We start from the raw sequence: 26512 nt of genomic DNA, 5'->3' as shown, positions 1-26512 counted from the left end.
GTCTGTTCCACTTAGTAGGGGTGTCGCTGGAAGTATTCCCGTGCCGCTGCTCGCACCTTGCCCGCCAGCAGCAGCGTGGACACCATGGTGGGAATCGCCATCAGGCCGTAGGAACCGGAAATCAGGTTGAACACGATATCAATACTCACGCTGGCACCGAAAATCACCGCCAGCACGAAAAACCAGCGGTAGTAGTGCTGGAGCCTGGCGCCGAACAGGAAGCCGAAACACTTGGCGCCGTAATACCACATGGTGAACATGGTGGTGCTGGCGAGGATCAGTGTCACGAACAGCAACAGGCCGCTGCCCAGGCTGCCCAGATCCTGGCGGAAGGCATTCGCGGTGAGCGTAATGCCGGACAGGTTGCCGGGGTCCTGCCAGGTGCCGGCGAGCAAAATGACCAGCGCGGTGCAGGTGCAGACAATCAGCGTGTCAGCCACTGGCCCGAGCATGGCGACCAGGCCCTCCCGCACAGGCTCGTTGGTGCGAGCGGCACCGTGGGCCATGACCTCGGTGCCCACGCCCGCCTCATTGGAAAACACACCGCGGCTCACACCGATCAGGATGACGCCCACCAGGCCACCCCCGACTGCCTGGGGGTTGAATGCCTCGTTGACGATGCTGGCCAGCAAGCCGGGTATCCGGTCGCTGTGCAGCAGGAGCAGGTACAGCGTCATCCCCAGGTAGGTGATGATCATCAGCGGCAACAGGGTGACTGCCACTTTCGCCACCCGCTGTAACCCGCCGAACACCACGATGCCTACCACGGCGGCCATGACGCAGCCGATAAGCAGGTTGGCGCTGGCCGGTGTCTGGCCCGCGAACAGGTTGTCCCGTATGAGAGCGGTGAGCTGGTTGGCCTGGAAAATGGGCAGGGTGCCAATCAGGCCGGCGAGCGCAAACAGGATGGCGAGCGGATAGAAGGCCCGCGGCAGCGCCTCGCGGATGATGTACATGGGCCCGCCCTGCAGCTGTCCCGCGCTGTCGGTATCGCGGTACATGACACCCAGGGTGCAGGTAAAAAACTTCGTTGCAATGCCCACCAGCGCCGACATCCACATCCAGAACACCGCGCCGGGGCCACCCGCGGCAATCGCCAGGGCAACGCCGGAGATATTGCCCATGCCCATGGTGCCCGAGAGGGCCGCCGCCAGCGCCTGGGCATGGCTCAACTCGCCGGGCTCTCCCGGCGTATCGTGGCGACCCAGCATGATGCCGATGGCATGGCCAAAATGCCGGTAGGGTAAAAATCGTGAGTAGAGCGCAAAGAACAGCCCGCCGCCCAGCAACAGTACCACCAATGGTGTCCCCCAGACCGCGTTGGCAAAGCTCGCCGCGAGCTGTTGCAGAGATTCCATTGACGCTGCCCTCCGGGTGGCAAAAGTCGGCAGAATAGCACAGGGCGGTGCTAAACTCCGGGGCATGAACCTGCGACTCATTGCGCTGCTCGCGGCACTCCTGCCCTTTGCTGCCGTGCATCTCACCTGGCTGGTGGCGGCCAGCCAGGGGCACGTGGACTGGTGTAACCCCTACCTCGACAGCTGCACGTCAATCAGCGCCACGGGCAGGCAGCCGCCGGCCAGCTACCTGTTTCGCGCCACCATGCTGCCCGCTGCGGTCGTTCTAGCACTCTACTGGTGGTGCAACTATGCGTGGTTGCGCTCATTGCAGGGTGATGGCTGCGCCGCGCGCGGGTTGCGCTGGATGCTTTGGCTGGGCCTGCTGGCAAGCGTGGGCCTGATTCTGTACGTCACCGTACTGGGTGAAGTTGGAGATGCCTGGCGCTTTCAGCGGCGCGCGGGCACGGTGCTGTTCTTCTCTTTCACCTTTCTCGCCCAGCTCTTGTTCGCCGCCGAGTTGAGGCGGGGCTCTGGGCGCGTGGCGGGCATCAGCGGCCTCGCTGCGAGTATGTACGGGGTCTGTTGTCTGCTGCTTGCGCTGGGGCTGCTCACGGTCGTGCTGCAGGCATGGGATGGTGTATTGTACGACTCGATGGAGGACGCCTTTGAATGGATATTAAGCCTGTTGTTGCAAACCAATTTTCTGCTCGGGTACCTGGTATGGCGTCGAGCGGGTTGGCGCCTGCAGTTTGTTGCCGGCCCCTGAGCCGCGGCGAGTGCAGGGCATGACGGAGACGGCCCCCGATTTCGCGGCCATTACCGCGGCCCAGGCGCGCATCCGCGACCGTGTGCATCGCACGCCGGTCATCAGCAGCGGGCTGCTCAATGACGTCACCGGCGCGGACGTGCATTTCAAGTGCGAGAACCTGCAGAAGGTGGGTGCCTTCAAGGCGCGCGGTGCCAGCAATGCGGTATTTGGCCTGACCAACGCGCAGGCGGCGGGCGGCGTTGCTACGCACTCGTCGGGTAATCATGGCGCCGCGCTGGCGCAGGCGGCACGTGAACGCGGTATCGCGGCCCATATCGTCATGCCAGCGACTGCGCCGGCAGTGAAAAAGGCCGCGGTTGCCGCTTACGGTGGCCTGATCATCGAATGTGAACCCACGCTTGCGGCGCGTGAACAGACGCTGGAGCGTGTGGTGGCGGCCACCGGTGCCCACGTGGTGCACCCCTATGCCGACCCGCGTGTGATTGCCGGCCAGGGTACGTTGGCGCTGGAGGTGCTGGAGCAGGTACCCGACCTCGATGTACTGGTTGTGCCTGTTGGGGGTGGCGGCCTGCTGTCTGGTGTCGCCCTCGCGGTCAAGCATCTGCGCCCCGACGTCGAAGTGGTGGCGGCTGAACCGGAGGGGGCCGACGACGCCTTCCGCTCCTTTGGCCTCGGCGCGCTGCAACCGTCGGTGGCGCCTCGCACGATTGCCGACGGCCTGCTGGCGGGACTGGGCGCTATCAATTTCGGTATTATCCAGCGTCACGTCGACACCATCCTCACGGTGTCCGATGCCGAGATCGTGCAGGCCATGCGCCTGCAGTGGAGCCGCCTGAAAACCGTGGTGGAGCCTTCTGGTGCGGTCAGTTTCGCAGCGTTGCTGGCCCACCCGGAACGTTTCCGCGGGCGTCGTGTGGTGGCAGTCATCAGCGGCGGCAATCTCGACCTCGATAACCTCCCCTGGTGACCGGCATGGACTATCCCCGTTTTCATCTCGCCCTTCCGGTTGACGACCTGCAGGCAGCAGACCATTTCTACGCAGAGCTGCTCGGCTGCCCGCGCGGGCGTCGCTCCGAGCGCTGGATAGACTACGACTTCTGGGGTCACCAGCTGGTGGCGCACCTGGTGGCCGCCGATGCCATGCCAACGCTGGCGCGCAACCCGGTGGATGGGGAGGACGTACCCGCCTCGCACTTTGGCGTTGTGCTGCCCTGGGACGACCTGCAGCGGTTGATTACCAGGCTGAAGGCGCTTGGCATCGAATTTGCGATTGCACCCACCGTGCGCTTCGCCGAGCGGCGTGGCGAGCAGCAAACTTGCTTTGTCTGTGATCCCGCTGGCAATTACCTCGAGTTCAAGGCATTTCGCAATATCGAGCTGCTGTTTGCCAGCGACGGGCTTGATTACCCGTGAAACCTTTGGCGCTGCGGCCGAGGATGTCGCGTACGCTGGTTGCATGCCTGCTGCTCACCTTGCTTGCAGGCTGCAGTAGCACGCAGTTCTTCTACAACCGGCTGGATTTCTTTGTACCCTGGTATCTGGGCGATTATGTCAGTCTTGACCGCAGCCAGGATGCGCTGCTGGAAAATGAACTGCAGCCGTTTCTCGCCTGGCACCGGCAGGACGAACTGCCCCGCTATCTCGAGCTGCTGGAGCGAGCTGAGCGCAGCCTGGAACAACCAGTGACCCGGGACCAGCTTACGGCACTGACCTTGGAGGCCGAGCAGGCGCTGGACCGGCTGCAGCACCGGGCGCTGGACTGGATGCTGGTGCTGGGTGATGCCTTGCGGGAAGAACAGGTGCAGGAATTCATGCTGGCGCTGCGCGAGCAGCAGGCGGAGTACGAGGAAAAATACCTGGAGCGCGATGACGCGCACTACCGCGACGATGCCTGTGAACGCCTGCAAGACAACCTGCGCCGCTATCTGGGCCGCCTGCAGACTGAGCAGAAAACGCGCCTTGCGGTGGCCTGCGCAAACCTGCGTCGTTCGGATAGCGTGTGGTTGGCCGAGCGTGCCGCCTGGCTGGACCGCCTCGATATGTTGCTGCAGCGCGAACACGACTGGCAGACATCACTGCGTCAGGCTGTGGCGCAGCGTCGGCAGAGTGTTTCCATCGAGTACCGCACAATCTGGGACGCGAACACGGAGGTGATCCAGCTTGCAGTAATCGATTTGGTGAATTCGCGCACCGAGCGCCAGGATGCCCATTTGCGTCGAGAGCTTGGCAAGTTGCGCGAAGACCTGGTCGCACTGGTAGAGCAGGGCCCTGCCAAGGGCAGCCAGGTAGCGACGACCGCCGACGAGGCTTGAGGAGATTTTTCATGTTATTGCGACGAATCCTGCTGGCGCTGGGTTTTGCCGGTGTTATTGCGGCCGGGGCTGTGTGGTTCCAGGTGAGCTCCTCTGCGGTGCCGGCCCAGGGAGTTGATCTGGCTTTGCCGGGTCTCAGCGCCCCCGTCACTGTGCTGCGCGATGAGCTGGGTATTCCCTACATTTTTGCCCAAAACACGCCGGATTTGTTGCGTGCCCAGGGCTTTGTCACGGCTCAGCACCGCCTGTTTCAGATGGAGCTGTTCCGCGCCACCTGGCAGGGGCATCTGGCAGCGAGCATCGGCGAAGCGGGCCTCGCCAGCGATATTCGCATGCGCGTGCTGGGCATTGAGCACAACAGTCGGCGCCACACGGAGCAATTGAGTGCAACCAGCCGCGCCTGGTTGCAGCCCTACGTGGACGGGGTGAATGCCTATGTCGATGCGCACGCCGGTGACCACCCGCTGGAGCTGGGTGTCATCGGGCTGGAAGCGCGCCCCTGGGAGCTGGCGGACCTGGTAGGGCTGATTCACTTTGTCCACTACACCCACGCCACCAATTTCAAGGCGGAAATGCTCGCCCAGCAACTGGCGGATCAGCTGGGTGCGGAACGGGCGGCAGAGCTGATGCCGTTAATGCGCAATCGCAACCGCAGCGCACCCGCAACCGACGGTGAGCAGGGCAGCCCCGGCGATATCGCTGCCGCGCCCACACCAACCGGCGCTGCGCACGGTCTTGGCAGCGTCCAGTTGCTGTTTGCGCCGGAGCCGCCCCGCAACGGTGGCATCGGCTCCAACAACTGGGCGATCAGCGCGGCACGCAGCGCATCGGGCCACGCCATGCTGGCCAACGATCCGCACCTGGATAACCGTATCCTGCCCGGCATGTTTCACCCGGTGGGCCTGTTTGCACCGGGTATCCAGGCTGTGGGTGCCACCCTGCCTGGCTTGCCCGGCCTGCTGCTGGGGCGCACCGAACATGTCGCCTTTGGCGTTACCAATGCCTACGGTGATGTGCAGGACGTGTATGTCGAGACGCTGGACCCCGAGAATCCGGAGCACTACCTGGAGGGTGGCCGGAGCCTGCCGTTCCGGCGCAGTGAGCAGCGGATTACCGTCAAGGATGGCGACGCCCCGGGCGGCATGCGCGAACACCCTCTGATTGTGCGCTACACCACGCGCGGCCCGGTGATCAGCGACCATCAGGGCCTGGGTTCAGGGGGTGACAGGGTGCTGGTACTGCGTACCACGGCCTGGGAAAAGCACGCGCCACAGCTGGGTATTGAGGGCCTGCTCGATGCGCCGGATGCACAGGCGTTTGATGCTCGCGTGCAGGATATCGACCTGATGATGTTCAATTTCGTGTTCGCCGACGACCAGGGCAATATCGGGCACCGGGCATCGGGGGCACTGCCCCTGCGCGCCGGCGGCGATGGCAGCCTGCCGCGCGCGGTGCCCGCCGATGGCAGCGACGACTGGGTTGGCTGGATTCCCAAGGCGCGCATGCCCGGGGCGTTCAACCCGGTAGACGGCTGGGTAGGTACGGCCAACCACGATACCCGGCCAGCCGATTTCCCCTGGTATTACACCAACTATGTCTCACCGGATTACCGCTATCGTCGCATGGGCCAGGTACTCAACCAGGCGAGCCAGATGACAGTGGCTGACCACTGGGCGCTGATGGCGGATGACCGCAACCTGCAGAGCGATACCCTGCTCCCGCATATCCTCGATGCGCTGGCCAACGAGCCGGCGCAGGCTGATCTGCACACATTGCTGTCCAGCTGGGACGGCGTCGACCGAGCCGACAGCCCGGCACCACTGATCTACCAGGCGCTGTATCGGGAAATTGCCCTGGGCACCTTCACCGACGAGCTGGGCAAGGAACTGGCGGCAAAAATGCTTGGCACCTGGTATTTCTGGCAGCAGCGTTTCGAAGCCCTGCTGGCAACCCCAGACGCACACTGGTTTGATGACCGCGGCACGGCTGCGCAGCGCGAATCGCTGGAGGATGTTATTCGCGCGGCGGCCCCCCGCGCCCGCGCGCTGCTGGAGGAACAGCAGGGCAGTGATCCCGCCGCCTGGCGTTGGGGCACCGCACATACCCTGCGCTTCGTTAGTCCGTTGCGCCCCAGTGGGTTCGGCAGTGGACTGGCCGGCAGTTTCCAAATTCAGCGCAGTGGCAGCGGCGAAACGCTCAACCGCGGTATTTACGCGTTCGAAAAGCCCTTTGCTGCGGTCTTTTTCGCGTCAATGAAGCTGGTGGTGGATTTTGCCGACCCGGACAAGGTCGAAGCAATACTGGCCGGTGGCGTGGTCGAGCGGCACTTCCAGCGTCACCAGAACGATCAGGCCCAGCTCTGGGCGGACGGTGAGCGCAGGCCCTGGTGGTTCAGTCCGGCGCAGGTGAGGGCCCATGCGCGTACGGAAACCCGCCTGGTGCCGGATTAACGGGCAGGACACCCGTCCGCGTTAAGGAAATCTTCAGACTGGGAGTGCACACGATAAGCCCTACAGGCCTGTCAGGATGCTACTTATGAGCGAAGAACACGCAAAACGGGAGGAGGTCAGGGCGTACCCGGTCTGGGATGTCACCACCCGCTGGTTCCACTGGCTCAACGTGCTCTGCATCGTCGGTCTGCTCGGCGTGGGCGTGGTCATCCTCAACGCCGGTGCGCTGGGCGTCAGTGGCGAGGGCAAGGTGACGTTGAAAACCGTGCACGTCTGGATCGGTTATGTGTTTGCTGTCAATTTGCTCTGGCGCATTGCCTGGGGCTTTGTCGGCAACCGCTATGCGCGCTGGTCGGCTGTGCTCCCGGGTGGACGCGGCTACGGGCGGGCGCTTTTGGGTTACCTGCGCGGTGTGCGAGCCGGCGACCCACCGGCCTACCGCGGGCACAACCCGGCCGGGCGGCTCATGGTCGCCGCCATGCTGCTGTTGCTGGTTAATCAATGTGTCACCGGGCTGGTGCTGGCGGGCACTGACCTGTATTTCCCGCCCTTTGGCCATCTGTTCCTGGAGTGGGTGGCGGCTGCGGGTGCCAGCGGCGAACAACTCGCGGGCCTGAAGCCGGCGCAAACCGCCCTGCTCGATGCCGAGGCCTACGCGGCCATGCGTGATTTCCGCAAGCCCTTCATCGAGTTGCATGAGCTGGGTTTCTGGGGCTTGCTGTTCGCCATCCCGCTGCACATCGCCGCCGTGGTCATCACCGAGCTGCGTGAGCGCAACGGCTTGATATCGGCGATGTTCTCCGGCCAGAAGGTGTTTTCCCGTGAGCCGCGCGATTGATGCCGGCGCGGTGGCTCAACCCTCGCGCACGTAAATAGACGTATAGCCGGCGCGGGCGAACAGCTGGTAGTCATGCGCCTGCAGGTGCTGGCAGACCACGCTGTTGACCAGTGCCGCCAGATTGGGGCCGTACTCTTCCACGGAGATGACCTCTGGACGGAAGCGTGCCAGATCGATATCGCAGGCGATTTTTTCATCGTAGCCTTCGATATCGATGTTGATATAGCGAATATCCTCACCGCTATTCTCGGCCAGGATGCCGTTGACGCTCAAGGTGGGTACCGGCACGGCCCGCACCAGTGCCTTGAGTTCTGCCCGGTCGCTGCTGATGGATCCCAGCGCACTGATACCGTCGCGTGTCTTGGTCACCTGGGGCAGCATCAGGTTCACCTCGGTCAGGCCGCTGGCGATCTCCGCTTCGCTGACCACGGCGGCACAGATGTTTTTGTCGCCGCGGCGCACCCGGTCAAAAAGGCGAATGCTGTTGGCATTGGCGTCCACGTTCACGCCCTGCCAGCCGCACATCCACAGGTAGGCGGTGTTGGAAAAGCGGAACGGGTGAAATGCACCCAGATCGAGATAGCGCCCGGGCCCCCGATTGGGCTTCACCAGCTTGCGCACAATGACATCTTCGCCGTACTGGCCGAAGTGGCCTTTGAAACTGCCCGAGCTGATGGCGCTGAGAATCTTGAAGGGGTTCATTGTCGCTTCGACTCCCGCAGGCAGTGTCTGTATGTCAGTCGAGCAGGGACAGGTCGCGGACAGCGCCGCGGTCGGCACTGGTGACCATGCTCGCATACACCTTCAATGCCGGGCTGACCTTGCGCGGCCTGGCGTGAGCGGGCTTCCAGCCCTCCTTGCCGCGAGCGTCCATGGCCGCGCGTCGGGTGGCGAGCTCCGCATCACTCAGGCGCACGTTGATGCTGCGCTCGGGGATGTTGATATCGATGATATCACCCGGCTCGACCAGTGCGATGGCACCACCAGACGCTGCTTCCGGCGAAGCATGGCCGATCGACAGCCCCGAGGTGCCGCCTGAGAAGCGCCCGTCCGTGAGCAGGGCACAGGCCTTGCCCAGGCCTTTCGATTTCAGGTAGCTGGTGGGGTAGAGCATTTCCTGCATACCCGGCCCGCCCCGCGGGCCCTCGTAGCGGATGATCACCACATCGCCGGCCTGCACCTTATCGCCGAGAATGTCCTCGACCGCGCCTTCCTGGCTTTCGCAAATGTAGGCGGGGCCGGAGAAAACGAGAATGCTGTCATCCACGCCGGAGGTCTTCACGACGCAACCATTCTCGGCGATGTTGCCGAACAGCACAGCGAGGCCACCTTCGAGCGAGAAGGCGTGCGCGATATTGCGAATGCAGCCACCCTCGCGGTCGAGGTCGAGGCTTGGCCAGCGCGTGCTCTGGCTGAATGCCACCTGGGTGGGGATGCCCGCGGGGCCAGCCTTGTAGAACGCGTGTACGGCTGCGTCGTTGCTGCGCACGATATCCCAGCTGTCCAGCGCATCACCGAGGCTGGGGCTGTGGACAGTGGGGCAGTCCCGATGCAGCAGGCCGGCGCGGTCCAGTTCGCCCAGAATGGCCATGATGCCGCCGGCGCGGTGCACGTCTTCCATGTGGTAGAGAGGCGTGTTCGGCGCCACCTTGCACAGCTGCGGCACACGGCGCGACAGGCGGTCGATATCCTGCATGGTGAAGTCGAGTTCGGCTTCTTCCGCGGCTGCCAGCAAATGCAGAATGGTATTGGTGGAGCCGCCCATGGCGATATCCAGGCTCATGGCGTTTTCGAAAGCCTTGAAGCTGGCGATGTTGCGCGGCAACACACTGGCGTCGTCCTGCTGGTAGTACCGCCGACACAGCTCCACGACCACGCGGCCTGCGCGACGGAACAGCTGCTCGCGGTCGGCGTGCGTGGCCAGTGTGGAGCCGTTGCCCGGCAGACTGAGGCCCAGGGCCTCGGTCAGGCAGTTCATGGAATTCGCCGTGAACATGCCGGAACAGGAGCCACAAGTGGGGCAGGCGGAGCGCTCGTACTCCGCCACCTGCTCGTCCGTCGCGTCGTTGTCGGCGGCGATGACCATGGCGTCGATCAGGTCCAGCTTATGCTCGGAAAGCTTGGTCTTGCCCGCTTCCATGGGGCCGCCGGAGACAAACACCACCGGGATGTTGAGGCGCATGGCCGCGTTCAGCATGCCGGGAGTGATCTTGTCGCAGTTGGAAATGCACACCATGGCATCTGCGCAGTGCGCGTTGACCATGTATTCCACGGAATCGGAGATGATGTCGCGGCTGGGCAGACTGTAAAGCATGCCGTCGTGGCCCATGGCAATACCGTCATCCACCGCAATGGTGTTGAATTCCTTGGCCACACCGCCCGCCGCTTCAATTTCCCGAGCCACCAGTTGCCCCAGGTCTTTCAGGTGCACATGGCCTGGCACGAACTGGGTGAAGGAGTTGACCACGGCAATAATGGGCTTGCCGAAGTCGCCGTCCTGCATGCCGGTGGCGCGCCACAGTGCGCGGGCACCCGCCATGTTGCGGCCGTGGGTGGAGGTTTTCGAGCGGTAATCGGGCATGGAGGTCTCGGTGTATTCAGTCAACAGGTGTGCCGCCGAAGCAGCGCTGGCAAGCGTGGCAGAATAGCAAAAATCGCCGTGTCGGGGACAGTGTGCATTGCGTCCGCGCGGTGTTTTCGTAAACATGGCAGGTAACCGGGCAGCAGAGACCATGATATGCCGCAAGGATGTTTCCCCGCGGAGGTGTTTCAATGGAAGACAAGAAGGGTCGATTTGTGAGGCAGGGAGGCATGCGTCAGGGTGTAAGGGTTATCCTCGTTTGCTGTGGCCTCGGGTGTGCGGTACCTGCCCAGGCACAGCTCGCCAGCGACCTCGAATTGAGCGAGGTGCTGCGTACGACGTTGAGCTACCACGGGTATGGCGCTGAGGTGGTGGGAGCGGATGCGGGTGACGATGGCATGTTGGCGGCGCTGCCGTCGTTGTCTGCCAGCCGCTTGCAAAGTGACCAGCGATTGGGCACGGATGAAACCGAAATCGCATTGAACCTGCCTTTCAAATCATCCCTGCGCCGCGATGTTGACGCGGATCTCGGGGCGTTGCAGCAGAGCCTGCAACAGATGCAGCAGCGTTATCGGGCCTGGTTTTTTTCCGGGTTGATTCGCGATGCAGTGTGGGAACATCGGTTGGCGACGCTGCAGCTGGAGCAATCGCGTGCGCGCGCGGCACTGATACTGGAGCTGGAGCAGCGCGCCGCGTTGCAGGCAGACGCCGGCGCCATACCGGGCTATGCCGCATTATTGCTCACCCAGGAAAGGCTCGATGCCGAACTGAGGGTGGCCGACGGCGTGGCCAGGAGACGCGCCGCTCAGGCCAGCTTTTCAGCCCTCACGGGTTTGCCGGCGCTACCCAGGCAGATTGCGGAAACCGCATCCCTGCCCGCCGAGCCCGATTACACTCAGCACCCCCAGCTGGCCTTGCTGGAACTGGGCCGCGATCAACAGCAGGCACTCATCGCGTTGGCAGATCCGGCAGCTGCCGACTGGAACCTGGCCCTCACAGCGCGCAGCCTGAATGGACCGGGACCCGCAGAGAATCAATACGGTGTGGCTGTCGACCTGCCGTTGACCTTTTTCGGGGTCAGCAGCCGAGCCATTGAAGTTCAGCGAGCATCGCTCAGTCGCGATTTCAGCCTGCAGCGGGACAGCCTGCGCACCGGCATCCGCACGCAGTGGATAACGCTCTCAGCCGAAGCTCAGCGGTTGCGCGAGCGCCGTGAACTGCTGCTGCAGTCTGCGCGTATCGGCCAGCGCATCGAGGCGCAGCTGCTGACGTTGCGCTCTAGCAGCGAAATGGAAGTGGAGCTGGTTATCCGCCGCTTGCTGGAGGTGCTTGAGCGACGCAGCGAAGCGGCCCTGATAGACGCCGAAATAGAGCATAATGCCGCACGTCTGCGGCAAACAGCGGGATTAGCTTTATGATCAAACCGGTTTGGATGCTGCTCGTCGTGTGGTTGCCGCTGGCGGCCTACAGCAGCGATGTGCCGCTGTCGGCCCTGGGCGAACTGCAGCTCGCCTATACGCCCGTGACCGGCGTCACGGACGTGCCGGGGCCTGCTGTACGGGCGCAGGTGATGCACCGCACGGGCAGCCAGTACAGTATTCAGCTGCCGCGGGACGTGCGACGAGCGCATTATCTGGTACGCAATGGCGAGCAGGTTGTCGCCGGGGAACCCTTCGTCGTGCTGGAGGGGCCGGAAATCCACCACTTCCTGCTTGAGTTCGAGGCTATGCACCGGCGCTACCGCAGTGCCGAGGCGCGCTATGAGCGTAACCGGGCTTCCTATGAGCAACAGGCGCTGGCGGAGGAGCAGTGGGTTGCCATCGTTGACACTTATCTGGCGTTGCAGCTGGAATACGAGCACATGCGTCACTTCATGGAGTTGGTGGACCCTCCGCAGGATGACGTGGAGTCCATCACCCTGCACTCGCCCATCAGCGGTTTTATAGAATACGACCATCGTCAAACGGCATTGCTCGCGGGAGATGATGTGGCCGGGTTTGTGGCGCCGGATGACCTGCGCCTGCAGCTGCTGGTGCCCATGCAGAATGCCGATCGCTTGAGCGGTGTACAGCTCGATGGTTGTCGTCTGGCTATAGACGAGCTGGAAGGTGTTGCTCGAGGCTTTTCCCTGGTCGCCTGGAGTGAGGCGATACACGCATCCTGCGGGGTGCAGCTGAACCGCATAGTCAGCGCAACGCCGCTTTACCGTCAGGACGCGTATTTGCTGCCGCGCTCGGCGGTATTCACCTGGCAGGAACAGGCACACGTACTGCTGCGTGGCGATGGTGTGTTGCAGCTGGCCCCGGTCTCGCTGTTGCAGCCGGTGGGCGATGATTACGCTGTAACCTCTGACACGCCACTGGCGGGCCGTGCCGTGCTGAGCCGCTCAGTATCCGCGGTACAGGGCGTGCTCATGGGACTGGGTGGCGAGTGACATGCTGAAACAGCTGGTTCGCTTTTCCCTCACCCAGCGCCTGTTCGTGTGTGTGATGGCATTGATGCTGGCGGGGCTGGGCCTGCGTGCCTGGCTCAATCTGCCGATTGATGCCTATCCCGACATCGCGCCCACGCAGGTCAAGGTCATTCTCAAAGTGCCGGGAATGACGGCGGAAGAAATCGAACAGCGCGTGACCTACCCTCTGGAAACGGAGTTGCTGGGCATTCCGCGACAGGCGATGCTGCGCTCCACGACCAAATACGCCATTACCGACATCACCTTGGATTTTGTTGACGGTACGGATATCTACTGGGCGCGTCAACAGGTGAACGAACGGCTGGCGGGCATCCTCGACGAGCTGCCCTTCGCGGTTGAGGGCGGCCTTGCGCCGATGAGCACGCCGCTCAGCGAGATGTTCATGTTCACTATCGAGAACCCCGACCTGTCGCTGCAGGACAAGCGCCAGCTGCTCGAGTGGGAGATACGCCCTGCCCTGCGCACGGTTGCCGGGGTGGCCGATGTGAATGTGCTCGGCGGCTACGCAAGAACCTATCAGGTCACGCCGCATGCGGTGGTGCTCTCCGAACTCGGCCTGGGCATTGCGGAACTCGAGGCGGCGATTGTGGCGCAGAACCTCAACGCCGGGGTTGGCCGCATGCTGCTGGGCAACGATGTGCTGGTGGTGCGGGTTGAAGGGCAGGTGCACTCCCTGGAAGCGCTGAAGGATATCGTCGTGCGCTCCGGGCCCGGTGGGGTGTATCGGCTGGGCGATGTTGCCGATGTGGCCATCGGCCATCTGGCACGCTACGGTGCGGTCACGCGCAACGGCGAGGAAGCCGTGCAGGGCCTGGTGATTGCACTGCGCGACAGCAATACAGGGGCGGTTGTGGAGGGGGTCAAGGCGCGCCTTGATGAATTGGCGCAAACCCTGCCCGCTGGCACTGAAATCAACGTGTTTTACGACCGCGCACGGCTGATCAGCACGGCCATCGGCACCATCTCCAGTGCCCTGTTTCAGGCCATTCTACTTGTGGTGGCTGTGCTGACCGTATTCCTCGGCAATTTGCGCGCGGCGCTGGTGGTTTCCATGTCGCTGCCGCTGGCGGCGTTGGCCACGTTCCTCCTGATGTCCGGCACCGGCCTGACAGCCAATCTGATGAGCCTGGGCGGCCTGGTGATCGCGATTGGCATGCTGGTGGACTCTTCCGTGGTGGTGGTGGAGAACACGCTGAGCCGGCTGAATCAAGATACTGGCCTGCCGCGCCTGCACGTGGTGTACCGCGCGGCGCAGGAAGTGGCACTGCCTGTGGTCTCCGGCACACTGATCGTGATCATCGTGTTTTCGCCGCTGCTCACACTCAGTGGCCTTGAGGGAAAGCTGTTCACGCCGGTGGCGCTGACCATTGTCTACGCCATGCTGGCCGCGCTGGCGCTCTCTCTCACTCTTATTCCGGTTGCGGCCTCGCTCATGCTGGGCAGGCAAAGCGCTGGCATGCCGCGGTTCATGCTGCGTCTGCAAGGGGCCTACGAGTCTGCTCTGGAGCGTGTTCTGCTGCGGCCCCTGGGCATGCTGCTCGGCATCGGGGTATTGCTGGCAGTGAGTGCGGTCTTCCTGTTGTTGATGGGCAAGACGTTCATGCCGGTGCTTGATGAAGGTGACTTGATCGTGCAGCTGGAAAAATCCCCCAGCATTTCCCTGCCCGCCTCGGTCGAGCTTGATCGCCAGGTGGGTGCCGCGCTTCTGGCCGGCGTGCCCGAGATTCGCCAGATTGTTACCCGCACCGGCTCCGACGAGTTGGGGCTGGACCCGATGGGGCTCAACGAGACGGATGTTTTCATGGAGCTGTTGCCACCGGACGAGTGGCGTTTTGCCAGCAAGTCCCAGCTGGAGGCGGAGGTGCGCAAGGTGCTGGAGGGCTTCCCCGGCATGAATGTGGGCTTCACGCAGCCGATCCAGATGCGGGTTTCGGAGATGCTTACGGGAAGCACAGGCGATGTGACGGTAAAGGTCTACGGTGAAGACCTGATGCAGATTGCCAACCTGATGCAGGGCATCGCGCGGACGATACCCAAAGTCGAGGGCGCGGTGGATGTTCAGGCCTCTGTGACAGAGGGCGGCAAGTTCTTGAATCTCGAGGTAAAGCCCGAGCTGGCGGCGGCCCACGGCCTCACGGTGGAGGGCCTGTCTGAGTACCTGCGCAGCCAGATCGAGGGGACTGTGATTTCTGAAGTGCGTCAGGGCAAGCGGCGCATTCCGGTAACGCTGGCGGCCGGCTCACAGACAGTCGCCGTACCGGCAACGGTGGCTGACCTCGCCGCGCGCAGTGTTGCCCTGCCCGATGGCAGCCTCGCAACACTGGGCGACGTGGCCAGCCTCAATTATGCTGAGGGCCCGCTGTTGATCGAACGGGAGCGCGGCAGTCGCTTCGGCGTGGTGACGGTCAACGTGGAAGGGCGCGATGTCGTGGGTTTCGTGGAGGAGCTCCGTGAGGTGCTGGCCGCTGAGGTATCGCTGCCCGCGGGCTATCGGCTGGAATATGGCGGCGAGTTCGAGAATCAGCAGCGTGCCACCCGTAACCTGTTGCTGGTGGTGCCGGTCGCGCTGGTTCTGATACTGCTTATCCTGTTTGCCACCTTTGGCTCCATGGCGCTGGCCGGCATCATCCTCGGCAATATACCGTTCGCCCTCATGGGCGGGGTGATTTCACTGTTTCTCAGTGGTGAGTACCTGTCTGTGCCGGCCTCGGTGGGTCTCATTGCCTTGCTGGGCGTGGCCGTTCTGAACGGTGTGGTGATGGTCAGTCATTTCCAGCAACAGAGGCATTTGCCGGGCAGGCTGCCAGCGCGCATCTGTGCCGGCGCCAGTCAGCGTCTGCGTCCGGTGTTGATGACGGCCACCACGGCTATTTTTGGCCTGCTACCGCTGGTATTTGCCAGCGGCCCGGGTGCCGAAGTGCAGCGTCCATTGGCTATTGTGGTTGTCGGTGGGCTGCTCACATCCACGGTGACCACGCTGTTCCTGTTACCCGTCCTGTACCAGTATCGGGAGAAACGCCGCCATGACTGACTTGCTGGTCCTTCTGGTGCCGCGCGAAGTACACGACGACATGGTCGATGCGTTGATGTCCTTACCCGCGGTTGCCGGTTTCACGGTCGCCGCGGTGAGTGGTTTCAGTCGCGAGCACAGTCGCCTCAGCCTGGCGGAACAGGTGGAAGGGTCGCGGCGTATCAGCCGTTTCGAGGTGCTGCATGACCCGGCCCTTCGCCCCACCCTGTTGGCGGCTTTGGCGCCGGTTGCCGGGCGCGATCGGCTGCGTTACTGGGTACAGCCAGTACTGGAGTCCGGCCATATCGGAGGTGACCCGCTAACGCCGCCGCTAGAGTGACTTGAAAAACACCTTGGAGTTGCGTTGCAGGTTGTATAGCGCCTGCTTCTGCGCCGGCAGCGCATCGCGCGAGCGCTCCTCGAAACCCTGTTCCAGGAACCAGTGCGCGGTTTGCGTGGTGAGTACAAACACCCGGTCCAGGCCCTGCACGCGTGCCTCACGCTCGATTTCCTGCAACAGGCGCTGCCCCCGCTGCCCGCCCCGGTAGTCGGGGTGGGAGACAATACACGCCACCTCGCCGCAGTTCTCCTCGGGAAAGGGGTAGAGTGCCGCGCAGGCAATAATGCGTCCGTCCCGTTCGATAATGCGGAACTGGCGAATTTCATTTTCCAGCAGTTCCCGTGAGCGCTTCAGCAACACGCCTTCGCGCTCCAGCGGCTCGATCAGCTCCAGTATGCCGCCCACATCATCGATGCTGGCACTGCGGGTCTGCTCGTAGTCGTCTTTCGCGACCAGCGTGCCGTTGCCATCGTGGGTGAACAGCTCCTCGAGCAGCGCGCAGTCGTCCCGGTAGCTGATGATATGGCAGCGTGATACGCCGGCCATGCAGGCGCGGCGCGCTGTGGCCAGAAGTTTCGTCTGCTCGGCATCCTGCCCTTGAACGGCACTGATGTTGGCGACGGTGAGCTGGCGCAGCAGGGCGCCGTCGTCGCCGGCAATCCCCGCGCCATTGCCGAACAACACCAGTTTGTCGGCGCCGATGCCGGCGGCGCAGTGCACGGCGATATCCTCAAGCATGAGATTGAAGATCTCCCCGGTGGGGGAATAGCCCAGCGGCGACAGCAGCACCACGGAGCCGGCGGCCAGTTGCTGCTGGATGCCGGCGCTGTCGATGCGCCGCACGCGACCGGTGTGCTGGAAGTCCACCCCGTCCACAACCCCCAGGGGTCTGGCGGTCACGAAGTTGCCGGAGCACACGCGCATGCGCGCGCCCTGCATCGGTGAGTTGGGCAGCCCCATGGAAAGCAGTGCCTCGATCTGTGCGCGCAGCGAGGCCGCGGCATCGGTCACGTGGTGCATGGTGGCGCTGTCGGTGATGCGCATGTCGTCGTGGAAACGGCTTTCGATGCCTGCCGCCGCCAGCCTGTTGTCGATCTGCGGGCGGTTACCGTGTACCAGCACCAGCCGCACGCCCAGGCTGTGCAGCAGCGCCAGGTCATGCAAAATGGTGGGGAAGTTGGGATCCTGGGCAGCATCGCCCCCCAGCATCAGGACAAACGTCCGGTTCCGGTGCGTGTTGATGTAGGGCGCCGTATTCCTGAACCAGCGAATATGGCTGCGGCCGGGGGTAGTCACGTGGTCGGTTCCGTTTGTCAGTGACGATGGTGTGCCAAGAGTACCCAATGCGGGCCGCGCCGACTAATGCAAATTTTCACGGCGTGTGCGGCCTGCCCGCTCTGGTCACAGGCAGTAGTGCGCGATGCAGGATTGCAGCAGGTCGACGCAGGGCTGGATCTGGCTCAGCTCCAGGAATTCGTCCGGCTGGTGCGCGCGGTCAATGGAGCCGGGCCCCATAACGATAGTTTCCATACCCATGGCTTGCAGGAAGGGAGCCTCGGTGGCAAAGCCAACGGCCAGAGCGCTGTGCCCGGTGAGCTTTTCTGCCAGGCGCACCAGCTCGCTGTTTGCCGGCTGTTCGAAGGGTGGCACCGGCTCTACCAGTGAGCGCAGGGCAATCCCGGCACCACGCGCATGGGCCAGTGTCTGCAGGCGCTGCTGCAACTGCTCGCGCACACCCGCGGCGGCGGCGGAGGGTGTGAGGCGCAGGTCAAAGTGCAGTTCGCAGCGGCCGCAAATCCGGTTGGGGCTGTCGCCCCCGTGTATGCAGCCCAGGTTGAGGGTGGGAAAAGCGACATCGAAGGCGCTATTGGCGTGCTCGGTCGCCAGCTGGTGGCGAAATTGCATCAGTTCGCTCATCAGCTCGTGCATCACATCCAGCGCGCTGACGCCCAGTGCCGGGTTGGAGGAGTGCCCGGCGAGCCCGGTGACCTCGATGGCCTCCATCATGATGCCCTTGTGCAGACGCACCGGGTTCAGTGAGGTCGGCTCGCCGATGATGGCGGCGCGGGCCCGGGGGCGCCCCGCGGCAGCGAGTGCCCGCGCACCGTCCATGGAGCTTTCTTCATCGGCGGTGGCGAGAATGATAAGCGGTTGCTGCAGTGGTTTGTCCACGAATGCGCGTGCCGCGGCGATGGCAATGGGGAAAAAGCCTTTCATGTCCGTGCTGCCCAGGCCATACAGGCGCTGGTCGCGCTCGGTAAGCTGCAGCGGGTCTGACCGCCAGCGACCCTCGTCAAACGGCACCGTATCGGTATGCCCCGCCAGCACCAAACCGCCCGGGCCGCTGCCCAGCGTGGCAATCAGGTTGGCTTTCTGCCCATCGGGCGACACATCCATGATTTCGGTGCGAAAGCCGAGCGCCGACAGCCAGCCCGCCAGCAGCTCTATGACTGCCCGGTTACCCTGATCCCAGGAGGGGTCCGTGGAACTGACAGACGGCGTGCCGACAAGGGCGCGAAGCTGGCTGATGATGTGCTTGTCGTGGTGTGACATTGCGCGGCTGCCTGCGGTTGCCCGTGGGGGGTCGGCTGACGGTAGCGGGGGGCACTGATCGAGTCAATCAGTGCCCGGGGAGGTGGCTCAGCCGAAGATGCCCTTGAAGGTGAAGAAGAAGATGATTGAAAGCGCAGCGCCTGCAGGCAGGGTGATGATCCAGGACATGAAAATGGTGCCGATGGTGCGCAGGTTCAGTGCCGCAATTCCGCGGGCGAAACCAACGCCCAGGATAGCCCCCACCAGCGTGTGCGTGGTGGAGATGGGCAGCCCGGTGCCGGAGGCCAGCACCACCGTGGAGGCCGCGCCCAGCTCTGCGGCAAAGCCGCGGCTGGGGGTGAGTTCGGTGATTTTACGCCCGACGGTCATGATGACTTTCCAGCCATAGGTCGCCAGACCCACCACGATCCCCATGGCACCGACCAGCAGAATCCACCAGGGCAAAGGTGCCTGGGAGGTAATCATGCCACCTGACATGACCGTGTTGGCAACGGCTGCCAGCGGTCCTACCGCGTTCGCCACGTCGTTGGAGCCGTGGGCGAAGGCCATGGCACAGGCGGTGAATATCATCAGGATGCCGAACACACGCTCCACGTTGGCAAAGCGATGCTGGGTGTTGGGCACCGGCTTTATGCGGTTGACGAGGACGCCACCCAGCGCGGCAACTACAAGGCCAATCAGGAAGGACAGGGGCACCGCGTTGGCAAACTTGGAGCCCAGGCCGAGATCCATTTCCACGCCGATGTGCTTCAGGCCCTTGAGCAGGGTTACCATGGAAATCATGAAGCCCACCATCCACATGTACACGGGAATGAAGCGCTTGGCGCGCTGGAAGGGGTCTTCAGTATCCAGGATGAGAATCTTCACGCTCATGAACAGGGCGAAGGAGATAGTGCCCGCGAGCAGCGGCGACACCAGCCAGCTGGCGGCGATGGTGCCGACCTTTTCCCAGTGTACGGCGTCCACGCCGATACCCACGGCGGCAAAGCCGACAATGGCACCGACAATCGAGTGGGTCGTCGACACGGGCCAGCCCTTGATGCTGGCGATCATCAGCCAGGTGCCGGCCGCAAGTAGCGCCGATAGCATGCCGTAGACCATCAATTCCGGCCTGTCGGCCATCGAGTCGGCATCGATAATGCCCTGGCGAATGGTGGCGGTCACTTCGCCCCCCGCCAGGTAGGCGCCCAGGAACTCGAATACCATGGCAACCAGAATGGCCTGCTTGATGGTCAGCGCTTTCGATCCCACCGAGGTGCCCATGGCATTGGCGACGTCGTTGGCGCCCACGCCCCAGGCCATGAAGAACCCGAACGTACAGGCAAGTATCAGCAGCAGCGTGCCATGTTCCGCGATGATTTCCATGCCTGTGTCCTATTTCGCCATCAGTATCTGCAGTCGGTGACCTACCCGTTCGGCGGAGTCCGCCAGCCCGGCAAGCAGTTCAATCACCTTGTAATAGAACATCACGTCTACCGCGTAGAGCTTTCTTTCCAGCTTGAAGAGCCGCGCCCGCAGTGCCTTGGACTGCTTGTCGGTGCGCCCTTCCAGTTTATCCAGTTCCTTGATCAGGCCTTCAACGCGCACCACTTCGCGGCCGGTAAAGCCCACTTCCAGCAATTCGTCCAGTTCGCGAATGGCGACCAGCGCCTGCTCGCAGGTGGCGGTGCAGGCGCGCGCAAATTCCAGCAGGTGTTTTTCCAGCTTCTCGGGAAAGCGCATTTCGCGGCCCAGCATAAGGCCGGCGATGTCTTTTGCCGTATTTGCTACGTGGTCCTGAATGGTCACCAGCTCCAGCAGGTCGGTGCGGGGCACCGGCAGGAACAGGCTGTTGGGCAGGTGACGGCGCACGGAGCGCTTGAGTTTGTCGGCGGCCTCCTCGGCTTCGCCGATGCGCCGGAAGATCTCCTCTGCCAGCTTCCAGTCATCGTCCTGGGCAGCTTCCAGGAATGCGGGGAGCAGCTGCGCGGCGTCGTTGGCCACCTGCATATGCTCCTGAATGGGCCCGATGGGCGATCGGCCAAAGAGGCTGCTTAGCGGGTTCGAGCTGGGCATTCGGTGCTCTCCTGTGGGCAAGGCGCGAAGTATAGGTGAGGGGGCTGCTCCTGTCACACCGTGCGGCGCGCAGCGGCAGTCGCCTGTGCTAGCATGCGCGCATGTTGTATCCAGCCAGCAGAGAGGCGCAACGCCATGACCACCCAGTTCGGCCCTGAATACGCAGAGAGATCCCTCGAGCTGCATGTTCTGGCCGAGGAGCTGCACACTGCGGGCCGTGTGTCCGCAGCGGATCGCGATCGCCTACTCAAGGTCAACGTGGGCAGCATCCATCCGCTGGTCTACCTGGCTGAGCAAAAGCTGGCGGACGCCGCGCGCAGCGGCAGACCGCTGGATATGGAGGCCCTGCTCGGCTGGTTGAGCGAGCGCACCGGGCAGGCGGTGTACGATATTGACCCCCTGAAGATCAACGTCAGCGCCGTGGCCGAGGTGATGTCGCGCGAGTTTGCGCGCCGGCATCGTATTCTGGCGGTGGAAGTGAACACGGACGATGTGGTGATAGCCAGCGCGGAACCCTGGATCCGCGGCTGGGAGCGCAATCTCGAGCATGTGCTGCGTAAACCGATTCGACGTGTGCTGGCGGACCCGCGCGACATCACCCGCCACACCGCCGAGTTCTACAGTATGGCGCGTTCGGTCCGGGGCGCCCGTCACAGCGGCGTAAGCCACAGTGCGGCACCCGGGGTGACCAACCTCGAGCAGATGCTGGAACTGGGCGCCATGCATGAGCTCGACGCCAACGACCAGCACGTGGTGACGATTGTCGACTGGCTGTTGCAATACGCCTTTGAACAGCGTGCCTCGGATATTCACGTCGAGCCCCGCCGGGAAGTGGGCCATGTGCGTTTCCGCATCGACGGCGTGCTGCACAATGTCTACGAACTGCCGCAGCAGGTGTGCGCCGCCGTGACCAGCCGTATCAAGATACTCGGGCGCATGGATGTAGCGGAGAAACGCCGGCCCCAGGACGGACGCCTGAAAACGCGCTCGCCCCAGACCGGGGGCGAAGTGGAACTGCGCTTGTCGACCCTGCCCACAGCATTTGGCGAAAAGCTGGTGATGCGGATTTTCGATCCGGAGCTGTTGCAGAAGAGTTTTGCCCAGCTAGGGCTGGAAGACGAGGACCTGCACCGTTGGCAGCGGATGACCTCCCACGGCAACGGCATTGTACTGGTGACCGGGCCCACTGGCTCGGGCAAGACCACCACTCTCTATTCCACCCTGCGCCGCCTGGCCACCTCGGACGTGAACGTGTGCACCATCGAGGACCCCATCGAGATGGTTGAGGACAGCTTCAACCAGATGCAGGTCAATCACAGCATCAAGCTGGATTTCTCCACGGGTGTGCGCGCGCTGATGCGGCAGGACCCGGACATCATCATGGTGGGTGAGATACGCGACCTGGAAACCGCGCATATGGCAGTGCAGGCGGCGCTGACCGGCCACCTGGTGCTGTCGACGCTGCACACCAATGACTCCCCCGGCTCGGTAGCGCGCCTGCTGGAGCTGGGCCTGCCCGCCTATCTGATCAAGGCCACCCTGCGCGGCATCATGTCCCAGCGGCTGGTTCGTGTGCTCTGTACCGAGTGCAAGGTACTGGAGCCGGTGGACGAAGAGGCCTGGCAGCAACTGGTGCACCCCTTTCCGCTGCCGGCACCTGCGCAGGTGGCGCGCCCCGTGGGCTGTCGTGCCTGCCGGGAGACCGGTTATAGCGGGCGCCAGGGCATTTACGAGTTGCTGGTCAACAGTCCCGAGGTGGCGGCCTGCATTGTGCCCGATATGGAGTCACGCAAAGTGCGTGAGGTGGCCATGTCCGAGGGCATGCGCACGCTGCGGCTGGCTGGCGCCGCGCGGGTGGCTTCGGGCCACACCACCATAGAAGAAGTGATGCGCGTCGCCCCCCTGTTCGACGCCTGACTCGCCAACGGAAGTCTCTGCCGATGATCGACACCCACGCCTTAACCTCGAGCCTGGCGACCGCCGCGGCAACTGCATGGCAGCGTATTCAGGATCATCCCGATGCCGGCGCCGTGCGTGCGCTGGAGACAGCGCTTGCGCCGTCCGCGGCAGAACTCGCCGGCCCCCTTGCCCGGGTCCTGGCCTGCAGCCCGTTCGTGGCCGAGACCGTGCGCCGCCAGCCCGCTGTGCTCACCGAGTTGCTGTCCTCGGGTTTGCTGCAGCGCGCACTGCAGCCGGGAGACATGCTTGCCGAGTTGCGCACCTGGCTCGCCGAACCCGGTGCGGAACTGAACCCGGTGCTGCGTCGCTTCCGGCAGCGGCATATGCTGCGCATTGTGTGGCGCGATTTCTGTCGCAGTGCGGATACGCTGGAAACCGTGCGGGATACCTCGACGCTGGCCGAATCCTGCATTGCACTGGCGCAGGAACAGCTCACGGCTCAGCTGCAGGCGCGCTTCGGCACGCCGCGCAGCGCCCGCAACGGCGAGGCGCAGCAGCTGATCGTGATTGCCATGGGCAAGCTGGGCGCGCGGGAACTCAATGTCTCGTCGGATATCGATCTCATCTTCGCGTTCCCGGAAGCAGGAGACACCGATGGTGAGCGGCGCAGCATCAGCAATGCCGAGTTCTTCACCAAGTTGGGCCAGGGCCTGATCAATGCCCTGGATCAGGTCACTGCCGACGGTTTCGTGTTCCGCGTGGACATGCGCCTGCGCCCCTATGGGGAAAGCGGTTCCCTTGCGGTGAACTTCGCCGCCCTCGAAGAGTACTACCAGGAGCAGGGCCGCGACTGGGAGCGCTACGCACTGATCAAGGCGCGTCCCATCACCGGGGACCCACAGCGCGGCGCCGAGTTGATGGATATGTTGCGCCCCTTTGTGTTTCGCCGTTATGTGGATTTCGGCGTCATCGAAAGCTTGCGCGGCATGAAGCAGATGATCAACAGCGAGGTGCGCCGCCGCGGGCTGCAGGATGACGTCAAACTGGGCCACGGTGGCATCCGCGAGGTCGAGTTTATCGCCCAGTGCTTCCAGCTCATTCGCGGTGGCCGCGACCTGGCGCTGCAGCAACGCGAGCTGCTGCTGATCCTGGAGGAGCTGTGCACACTGGGCTGCCTGCCGCCCGAAGCGGTGTTCGATCTGCGCACCGCCTACCTGTTCCTGCGCGACAGCGAGCACGCCATTCAGGGCTACCTGGACCAGCAAACCCAGGCGCTGCCGACGGATGCACTGCAGCAGCAGGCCATGGCAACGGTGATGGGCTGTGCGGACTGGCCCGCCTATCTGGCGGCGCTGGCGGCGCACCGCCGTCGCGTTGCCGAGCATTTTCGCGACCTGATCGCCGAGCCTGAAAGCGATGAAGAAGCCGCGACAGCCGACGAGCTGCCGCTCTGGGGCGACGATCTAACCGCAGCGGCGCTCGCTGAACTCGGCTATCGCGACGCATCAGACAGTCTTGAGCGTTTGCAGGCGCTGCGTGACAGCAGTCGTGTGGCCACCCTGCAGGCCGAGGGGCGCGAGCGCCTGCAGCAGTTCATGCCGCGCCTGCTGCTGGCGTGTGCGGAGGCGAGCGACCCCGACCGCGCGCTGCAGCGTATTCTGCCTTTTGTCACCGCCGTATTGCGCCGCAGCGCATATCTCGCGCTGTTGCTGGAGAACCCACCCGCGCTGGCCGACCTCGTGCTGCTCTGCGATGCCAGCCCCTGGATTGCCGAGCAGTTGCAGCGCCACCCGGTGCTGCTGGATGAGCTGCTGGATCGGGCCAGTCTCTATACGGCGCCGGACAAGTCGCGCCTGGCCGATGCACTGCGGCAACAGGTTGCGCGGCTCGCGCCGGATGACCTGGAAGGACAGATGGATGCGCTGCGCTATTTCAAGGCGGCACATGTGCTGCGTGTGGCCGCCAGTGAAGTGGTAGGACGCCTGCCGTTGATGCAGGTGAGCGACAAGCTCACCTGGATAGCCGACGTCATCCTGGAGCATGTGCTGTCCGTGGCCTGGAGCGACCTCACCGCGCGCTTTGGTGCGCCGTCGCGGGAGAGCAGCGGCACGGGCTTTGCGGTCTTTGGCTACGGCAAGCTGGGGGGCATTGAGCTCAGCTACAGCTCGGATCTCGACCTGGTCTTCATTTTTGACGCGGACGCCCAGGGCGTCACCGACGGCGAACGCAGTATCGACAACATCCGGTTCTACACCCGGCTCGGACAGCGCATTATCCATATCCTGGAAACCCGCATGACCCTGGGGCAGCTTTATGAAGTGGATATGCGGCTGCGGCCCTCAGGCGCCTCGGGCCTGTTGGCGACCTCTCTGAAAGGGTTTCGCAGCTATCAGGAGGAGAGCGCGTGGACCTGGGAGCATCAGGCGCTGGTGCGCGCCCGGCACGTGGCCGGGGACCCGGTGGTAGCTGACGCGGTGGACGCGGTGCGCCGGTCAATTCTGGAGCGCGAACGGGACGCCGCTGCGCTGGCAGAGGAGGTGGTGGCCATGCGGGCGCGCATGCGTCGTGAGCTTTTGCCCGCACAGCTGCCGGATGGCGAGGATTTCGACCTGAAACAGGGCGTTGGAGGTATCGTTGATATTGAATTTATGGTGCAATATGCGGTTCTGGCGTGGTCCCGTCGTGTGCCTGAATTGGTGCGCTGGTCGGACAACATCCGCATTCTGGAAACCCTGGCAACTGCCGGCCTGCTCAGCGAGCACGAGAGCAGCACGCTGGTGGGGGCGTATCTGGCGTTCCGGTCTGCCGCTCACCAGCTGGCTTTGCAGCAGTTGCCCGGCCGGGTGGGTGGCGAGCGGTATCGAGAACAGCGGGCCAGTGTGGAAGCCGTGTGGCAGCGCCTGTTTCCGGCGCCGTCAGGATTAACCGAGCAGCAGGACTGAACATGAGTGCAGCACCCAATTTTGCAGACCGCGATGGGGTCATCTGGATGGATGGCGAACTGGTGCCATGGCGTGAGGCGAAAGTCCATGTCCTCACCCACACCTTTCACTATGGCCTGGGTGTCTTCGAGGGCGTGCGCGCCTACAACACGCCCGATCGCGGCACCTGTATCTTCCGCCTGGAAGAGCACACCAACCGCCTGTTCCGGTCGGCCCACATCCTCGGCATGGAGATGCCCTACGACAAGGCCATGCTAAACGAGGCCCAGCGCACGGTGGTGCGCGAGAACAAGCTGACCGAAGGATACCTGCGCCCCATGTGCTTCCTCGGCTCCGAGGGTATGGGGCTGCGCGCCGACAAGCTGCGGACCCACGTCATGATCGCCGCCTGGGAGTGGCCTTCTTACATGGATCCGGAAGCCCGCGACCGGGGTATCAAGGTGCGCACCTCGTCCTATACGCGCCACCATGTCAACATCACCATGTGTAAAGCCAAGGCCAACGGCAACTATATCAACTCGATGCTGGCCTTGCGCGAGGCGCTGGACAGCGGCGCCGAAGAAGCGCTGATGCTGGACAATGAGGGCTATGTGGCGGAAGGCAGTGGGGAGAACGTGTTTGTCGTGCGCGATAATCAGATATTCACCCCGGACCTGACCTCCTGCCTGGACGGTATCACCCGCAATACGGTATTCGCCCTCGCGGCGGAACTCGGCTACCAGATTCGCGAGCGGCGCATTACCCGGGACGAGGTCTACATCGCCGACGAAGCATTCTTCACCGGCACTGCTGCCGAGGTTGTGCCCATCCGCATGCTTGACGGCCGGCAAATCGGCAGCGGTGCCCGTGGGCCCGTTACCGAGAAGCTGCAGGCCATGTACTTCGATTCGGTGCGTGGCAATCGCCCGCAACACCCCGAGTGGCTGACGCCGGTCGCCTAGGCGACCGGT

The 26512-nt window shown here is 63.6% G+C and carries 20 protein-coding genes; 13 read left to right on the top strand and 7 right to left on the bottom strand.

Annotated features, from left to right (window positions below):
* Nucleotides 1-11: 11 nt before the first annotated feature.
* Nucleotides 12-1358, bottom strand: a complete 1347-nt coding sequence (locus EGJ68_RS01555) for an alanine/glycine:cation symporter family protein (protein ID WP_123032805.1) — start codon at nt 1356-1358, stop codon at nt 12-14.
* 64 nt (nt 1359-1422) lie between these two features.
* On the opposite strand from EGJ68_RS01555, the gene EGJ68_RS01550 reads away from it, so the two are divergent.
* The 6 genes from EGJ68_RS01550 to EGJ68_RS01525 all read left to right on the top strand — a co-directional run bounded on the left by EGJ68_RS01550 (nt 1423) and on the right by EGJ68_RS01525 (nt 7709).
* Nucleotides 1423-2106, top strand: a complete 684-nt coding sequence (locus EGJ68_RS01550; RefSeq protein ID WP_123032804.1) for a hypothetical protein — start codon at nt 1423-1425, stop codon at nt 2104-2106.
* 19 nt (nt 2107-2125) lie between these two features.
* Entirely contained in the window at nt 2126-3076 is a 951-nt protein-coding gene (locus EGJ68_RS01545; RefSeq protein ID WP_123032803.1) for a pyridoxal-phosphate dependent enzyme, read from the top strand.
* Nucleotides 3077-3081: 5 nt separating this feature from the next.
* On the top strand, nt 3082-3522 hold the full coding sequence (locus tag EGJ68_RS01540; protein ID WP_123032802.1) for a VOC family protein: 441 nt from the start codon (nt 3082-3084) through the stop codon (nt 3520-3522).
* Between the two features lie 23 nt (nt 3523-3545).
* Nucleotides 3546-4421: a DUF6279 family lipoprotein gene (locus EGJ68_RS01535; RefSeq protein WP_123032801.1), complete on the top strand. Its 876-nt coding sequence runs from the start codon at nt 3546-3548 to the stop codon at nt 4419-4421.
* A gap of 11 nt (nt 4422-4432) precedes the next feature.
* Entirely contained in the window at nt 4433-6871 is a 2439-nt protein-coding gene (locus EGJ68_RS01530) for a penicillin acylase family protein (protein ID WP_123032800.1), read from the top strand.
* 85 nt (nt 6872-6956) lie between these two features.
* Nucleotides 6957-7709 carry a cytochrome b/b6 domain-containing protein gene (locus EGJ68_RS01525; RefSeq protein WP_123032799.1) on the top strand — a complete coding sequence of 251 codons (753 nt, stop codon included), beginning with the start codon at nt 6957-6959 and terminating at the stop codon, nt 7707-7709.
* Between the two features lie 15 nt (nt 7710-7724).
* On the opposite strand, the gene EGJ68_RS01520 is transcribed toward EGJ68_RS01525, so the two are convergent.
* Nucleotides 7725-8411 carry an FkbM family methyltransferase gene (locus tag EGJ68_RS01520; RefSeq protein ID WP_158283450.1) on the bottom strand — a complete coding sequence of 229 codons (687 nt, stop codon included), beginning with the start codon at nt 8409-8411 and terminating at the stop codon, nt 7725-7727.
* Nucleotides 8412-8445: 34 nt separating this feature from the next.
* On the bottom strand, nt 8446-10290 hold the full coding sequence (gene ilvD / locus EGJ68_RS01515; RefSeq protein WP_123033981.1) for a dihydroxy-acid dehydratase: 1845 nt from the start codon (nt 10288-10290) through the stop codon (nt 8446-8448).
* A 191-nt stretch (nt 10291-10481) separates the two neighbouring features.
* Here ilvD and EGJ68_RS01510 point away from each other — a divergent pair, with 191 nt between their 5' ends.
* Genes EGJ68_RS01510 through EGJ68_RS01495 form a run of 4 tightly spaced genes read left to right on the top strand, consistent with a single transcriptional unit; the run spans nt 10482 to nt 16113 of the window.
* Nucleotides 10482-11708: a TolC family protein gene (locus tag EGJ68_RS01510; protein ID WP_123032797.1), complete on the top strand. Its 1227-nt coding sequence runs from the start codon at nt 10482-10484 to the stop codon at nt 11706-11708.
* Nucleotides 11705-12724 (top strand): efflux RND transporter periplasmic adaptor subunit, encoded by a 1020-nt coding sequence (locus EGJ68_RS01505; protein WP_123032796.1) that lies wholly within the window; start codon nt 11705-11707, stop codon nt 12722-12724. Before EGJ68_RS01510 ends, EGJ68_RS01505 begins: the two co-directional genes overlap by 4 nt.
* 1 nt (nt 12725) lies before the next feature.
* Nucleotides 12726-15794, top strand: coding sequence for an efflux RND transporter permease subunit (locus EGJ68_RS01500; protein WP_123032795.1), 3069 nt, complete (start codon nt 12726-12728; stop codon nt 15792-15794).
* Entirely contained in the window at nt 15787-16113 is a 327-nt protein-coding gene (locus tag EGJ68_RS01495) for a DUF3240 family protein (RefSeq protein ID WP_123032794.1), read from the top strand. Before EGJ68_RS01500 ends, EGJ68_RS01495 begins: the two co-directional genes overlap by 8 nt.
* Here EGJ68_RS01495 and argA read toward each other — a convergent pair.
* The 4 genes from argA to EGJ68_RS01475 form a co-directional block, all read right to left on the bottom strand.
* Nucleotides 16105-17409, bottom strand: coding sequence for an amino-acid N-acetyltransferase (argA, locus tag EGJ68_RS01490; protein ID WP_123032793.1), 1305 nt, complete (start codon nt 17407-17409; stop codon nt 16105-16107). The genes EGJ68_RS01495 and argA overlap by 9 nt on opposite strands.
* 105 nt (nt 17410-17514) lie before the next feature.
* Nucleotides 17515-18666: an acetylornithine deacetylase gene (gene argE, locus EGJ68_RS01485; protein ID WP_123032792.1), complete on the bottom strand. Its 1152-nt coding sequence runs from the start codon at nt 18664-18666 to the stop codon at nt 17515-17517.
* Between the two features lie 87 nt (nt 18667-18753).
* Entirely contained in the window at nt 18754-20031 is a 1278-nt protein-coding gene (locus tag EGJ68_RS01480; RefSeq protein ID WP_123032791.1) for an inorganic phosphate transporter, read from the bottom strand.
* A gap of 9 nt (nt 20032-20040) precedes the next feature.
* On the bottom strand, nt 20041-20721 hold the full coding sequence (locus EGJ68_RS01475) for a TIGR00153 family protein (RefSeq protein ID WP_123032790.1): 681 nt from the start codon (nt 20719-20721) through the stop codon (nt 20041-20043).
* Nucleotides 20722-20856: 135 nt separating this feature from the next.
* Between EGJ68_RS01475 and EGJ68_RS01470 the strand changes: the two genes are divergently transcribed.
* The 3 genes from EGJ68_RS01470 to EGJ68_RS01460 are packed head-to-tail and all read left to right on the top strand — an operon-like array spanning nt 20857 to nt 26503.
* On the top strand, nt 20857-22638 hold the full coding sequence (locus EGJ68_RS01470) for a GspE/PulE family protein (RefSeq protein ID WP_123032789.1): 1782 nt from the start codon (nt 20857-20859) through the stop codon (nt 22636-22638).
* 23 nt (nt 22639-22661) lie between these two features.
* Nucleotides 22662-25562 carry a bifunctional [glutamate--ammonia ligase]-adenylyl-L-tyrosine phosphorylase/[glutamate--ammonia-ligase] adenylyltransferase gene (gene glnE, locus EGJ68_RS01465; protein WP_123032788.1) on the top strand — a complete coding sequence of 967 codons (2901 nt, stop codon included), beginning with the start codon at nt 22662-22664 and terminating at the stop codon, nt 25560-25562.
* A 2-nt stretch (nt 25563-25564) separates the two neighbouring features.
* A complete protein-coding gene (locus tag EGJ68_RS01460) occupies nt 25565-26503 on the top strand; it encodes a branched-chain amino acid transaminase (RefSeq protein ID WP_123032787.1) in 939 nt (312 codons plus the stop codon).
* Nucleotides 26504-26512 lie beyond the last annotated feature (9 nt).

Source organism: Haliea alexandrii, from assembly GCF_003719295.1.
GTDB classification, from domain to species: domain Bacteria; phylum Pseudomonadota; class Gammaproteobacteria; order Pseudomonadales; family Halieaceae; genus Haliea; species Haliea alexandrii.
This window is presented reverse-complemented; position numbering and strand designations above follow the sequence as displayed.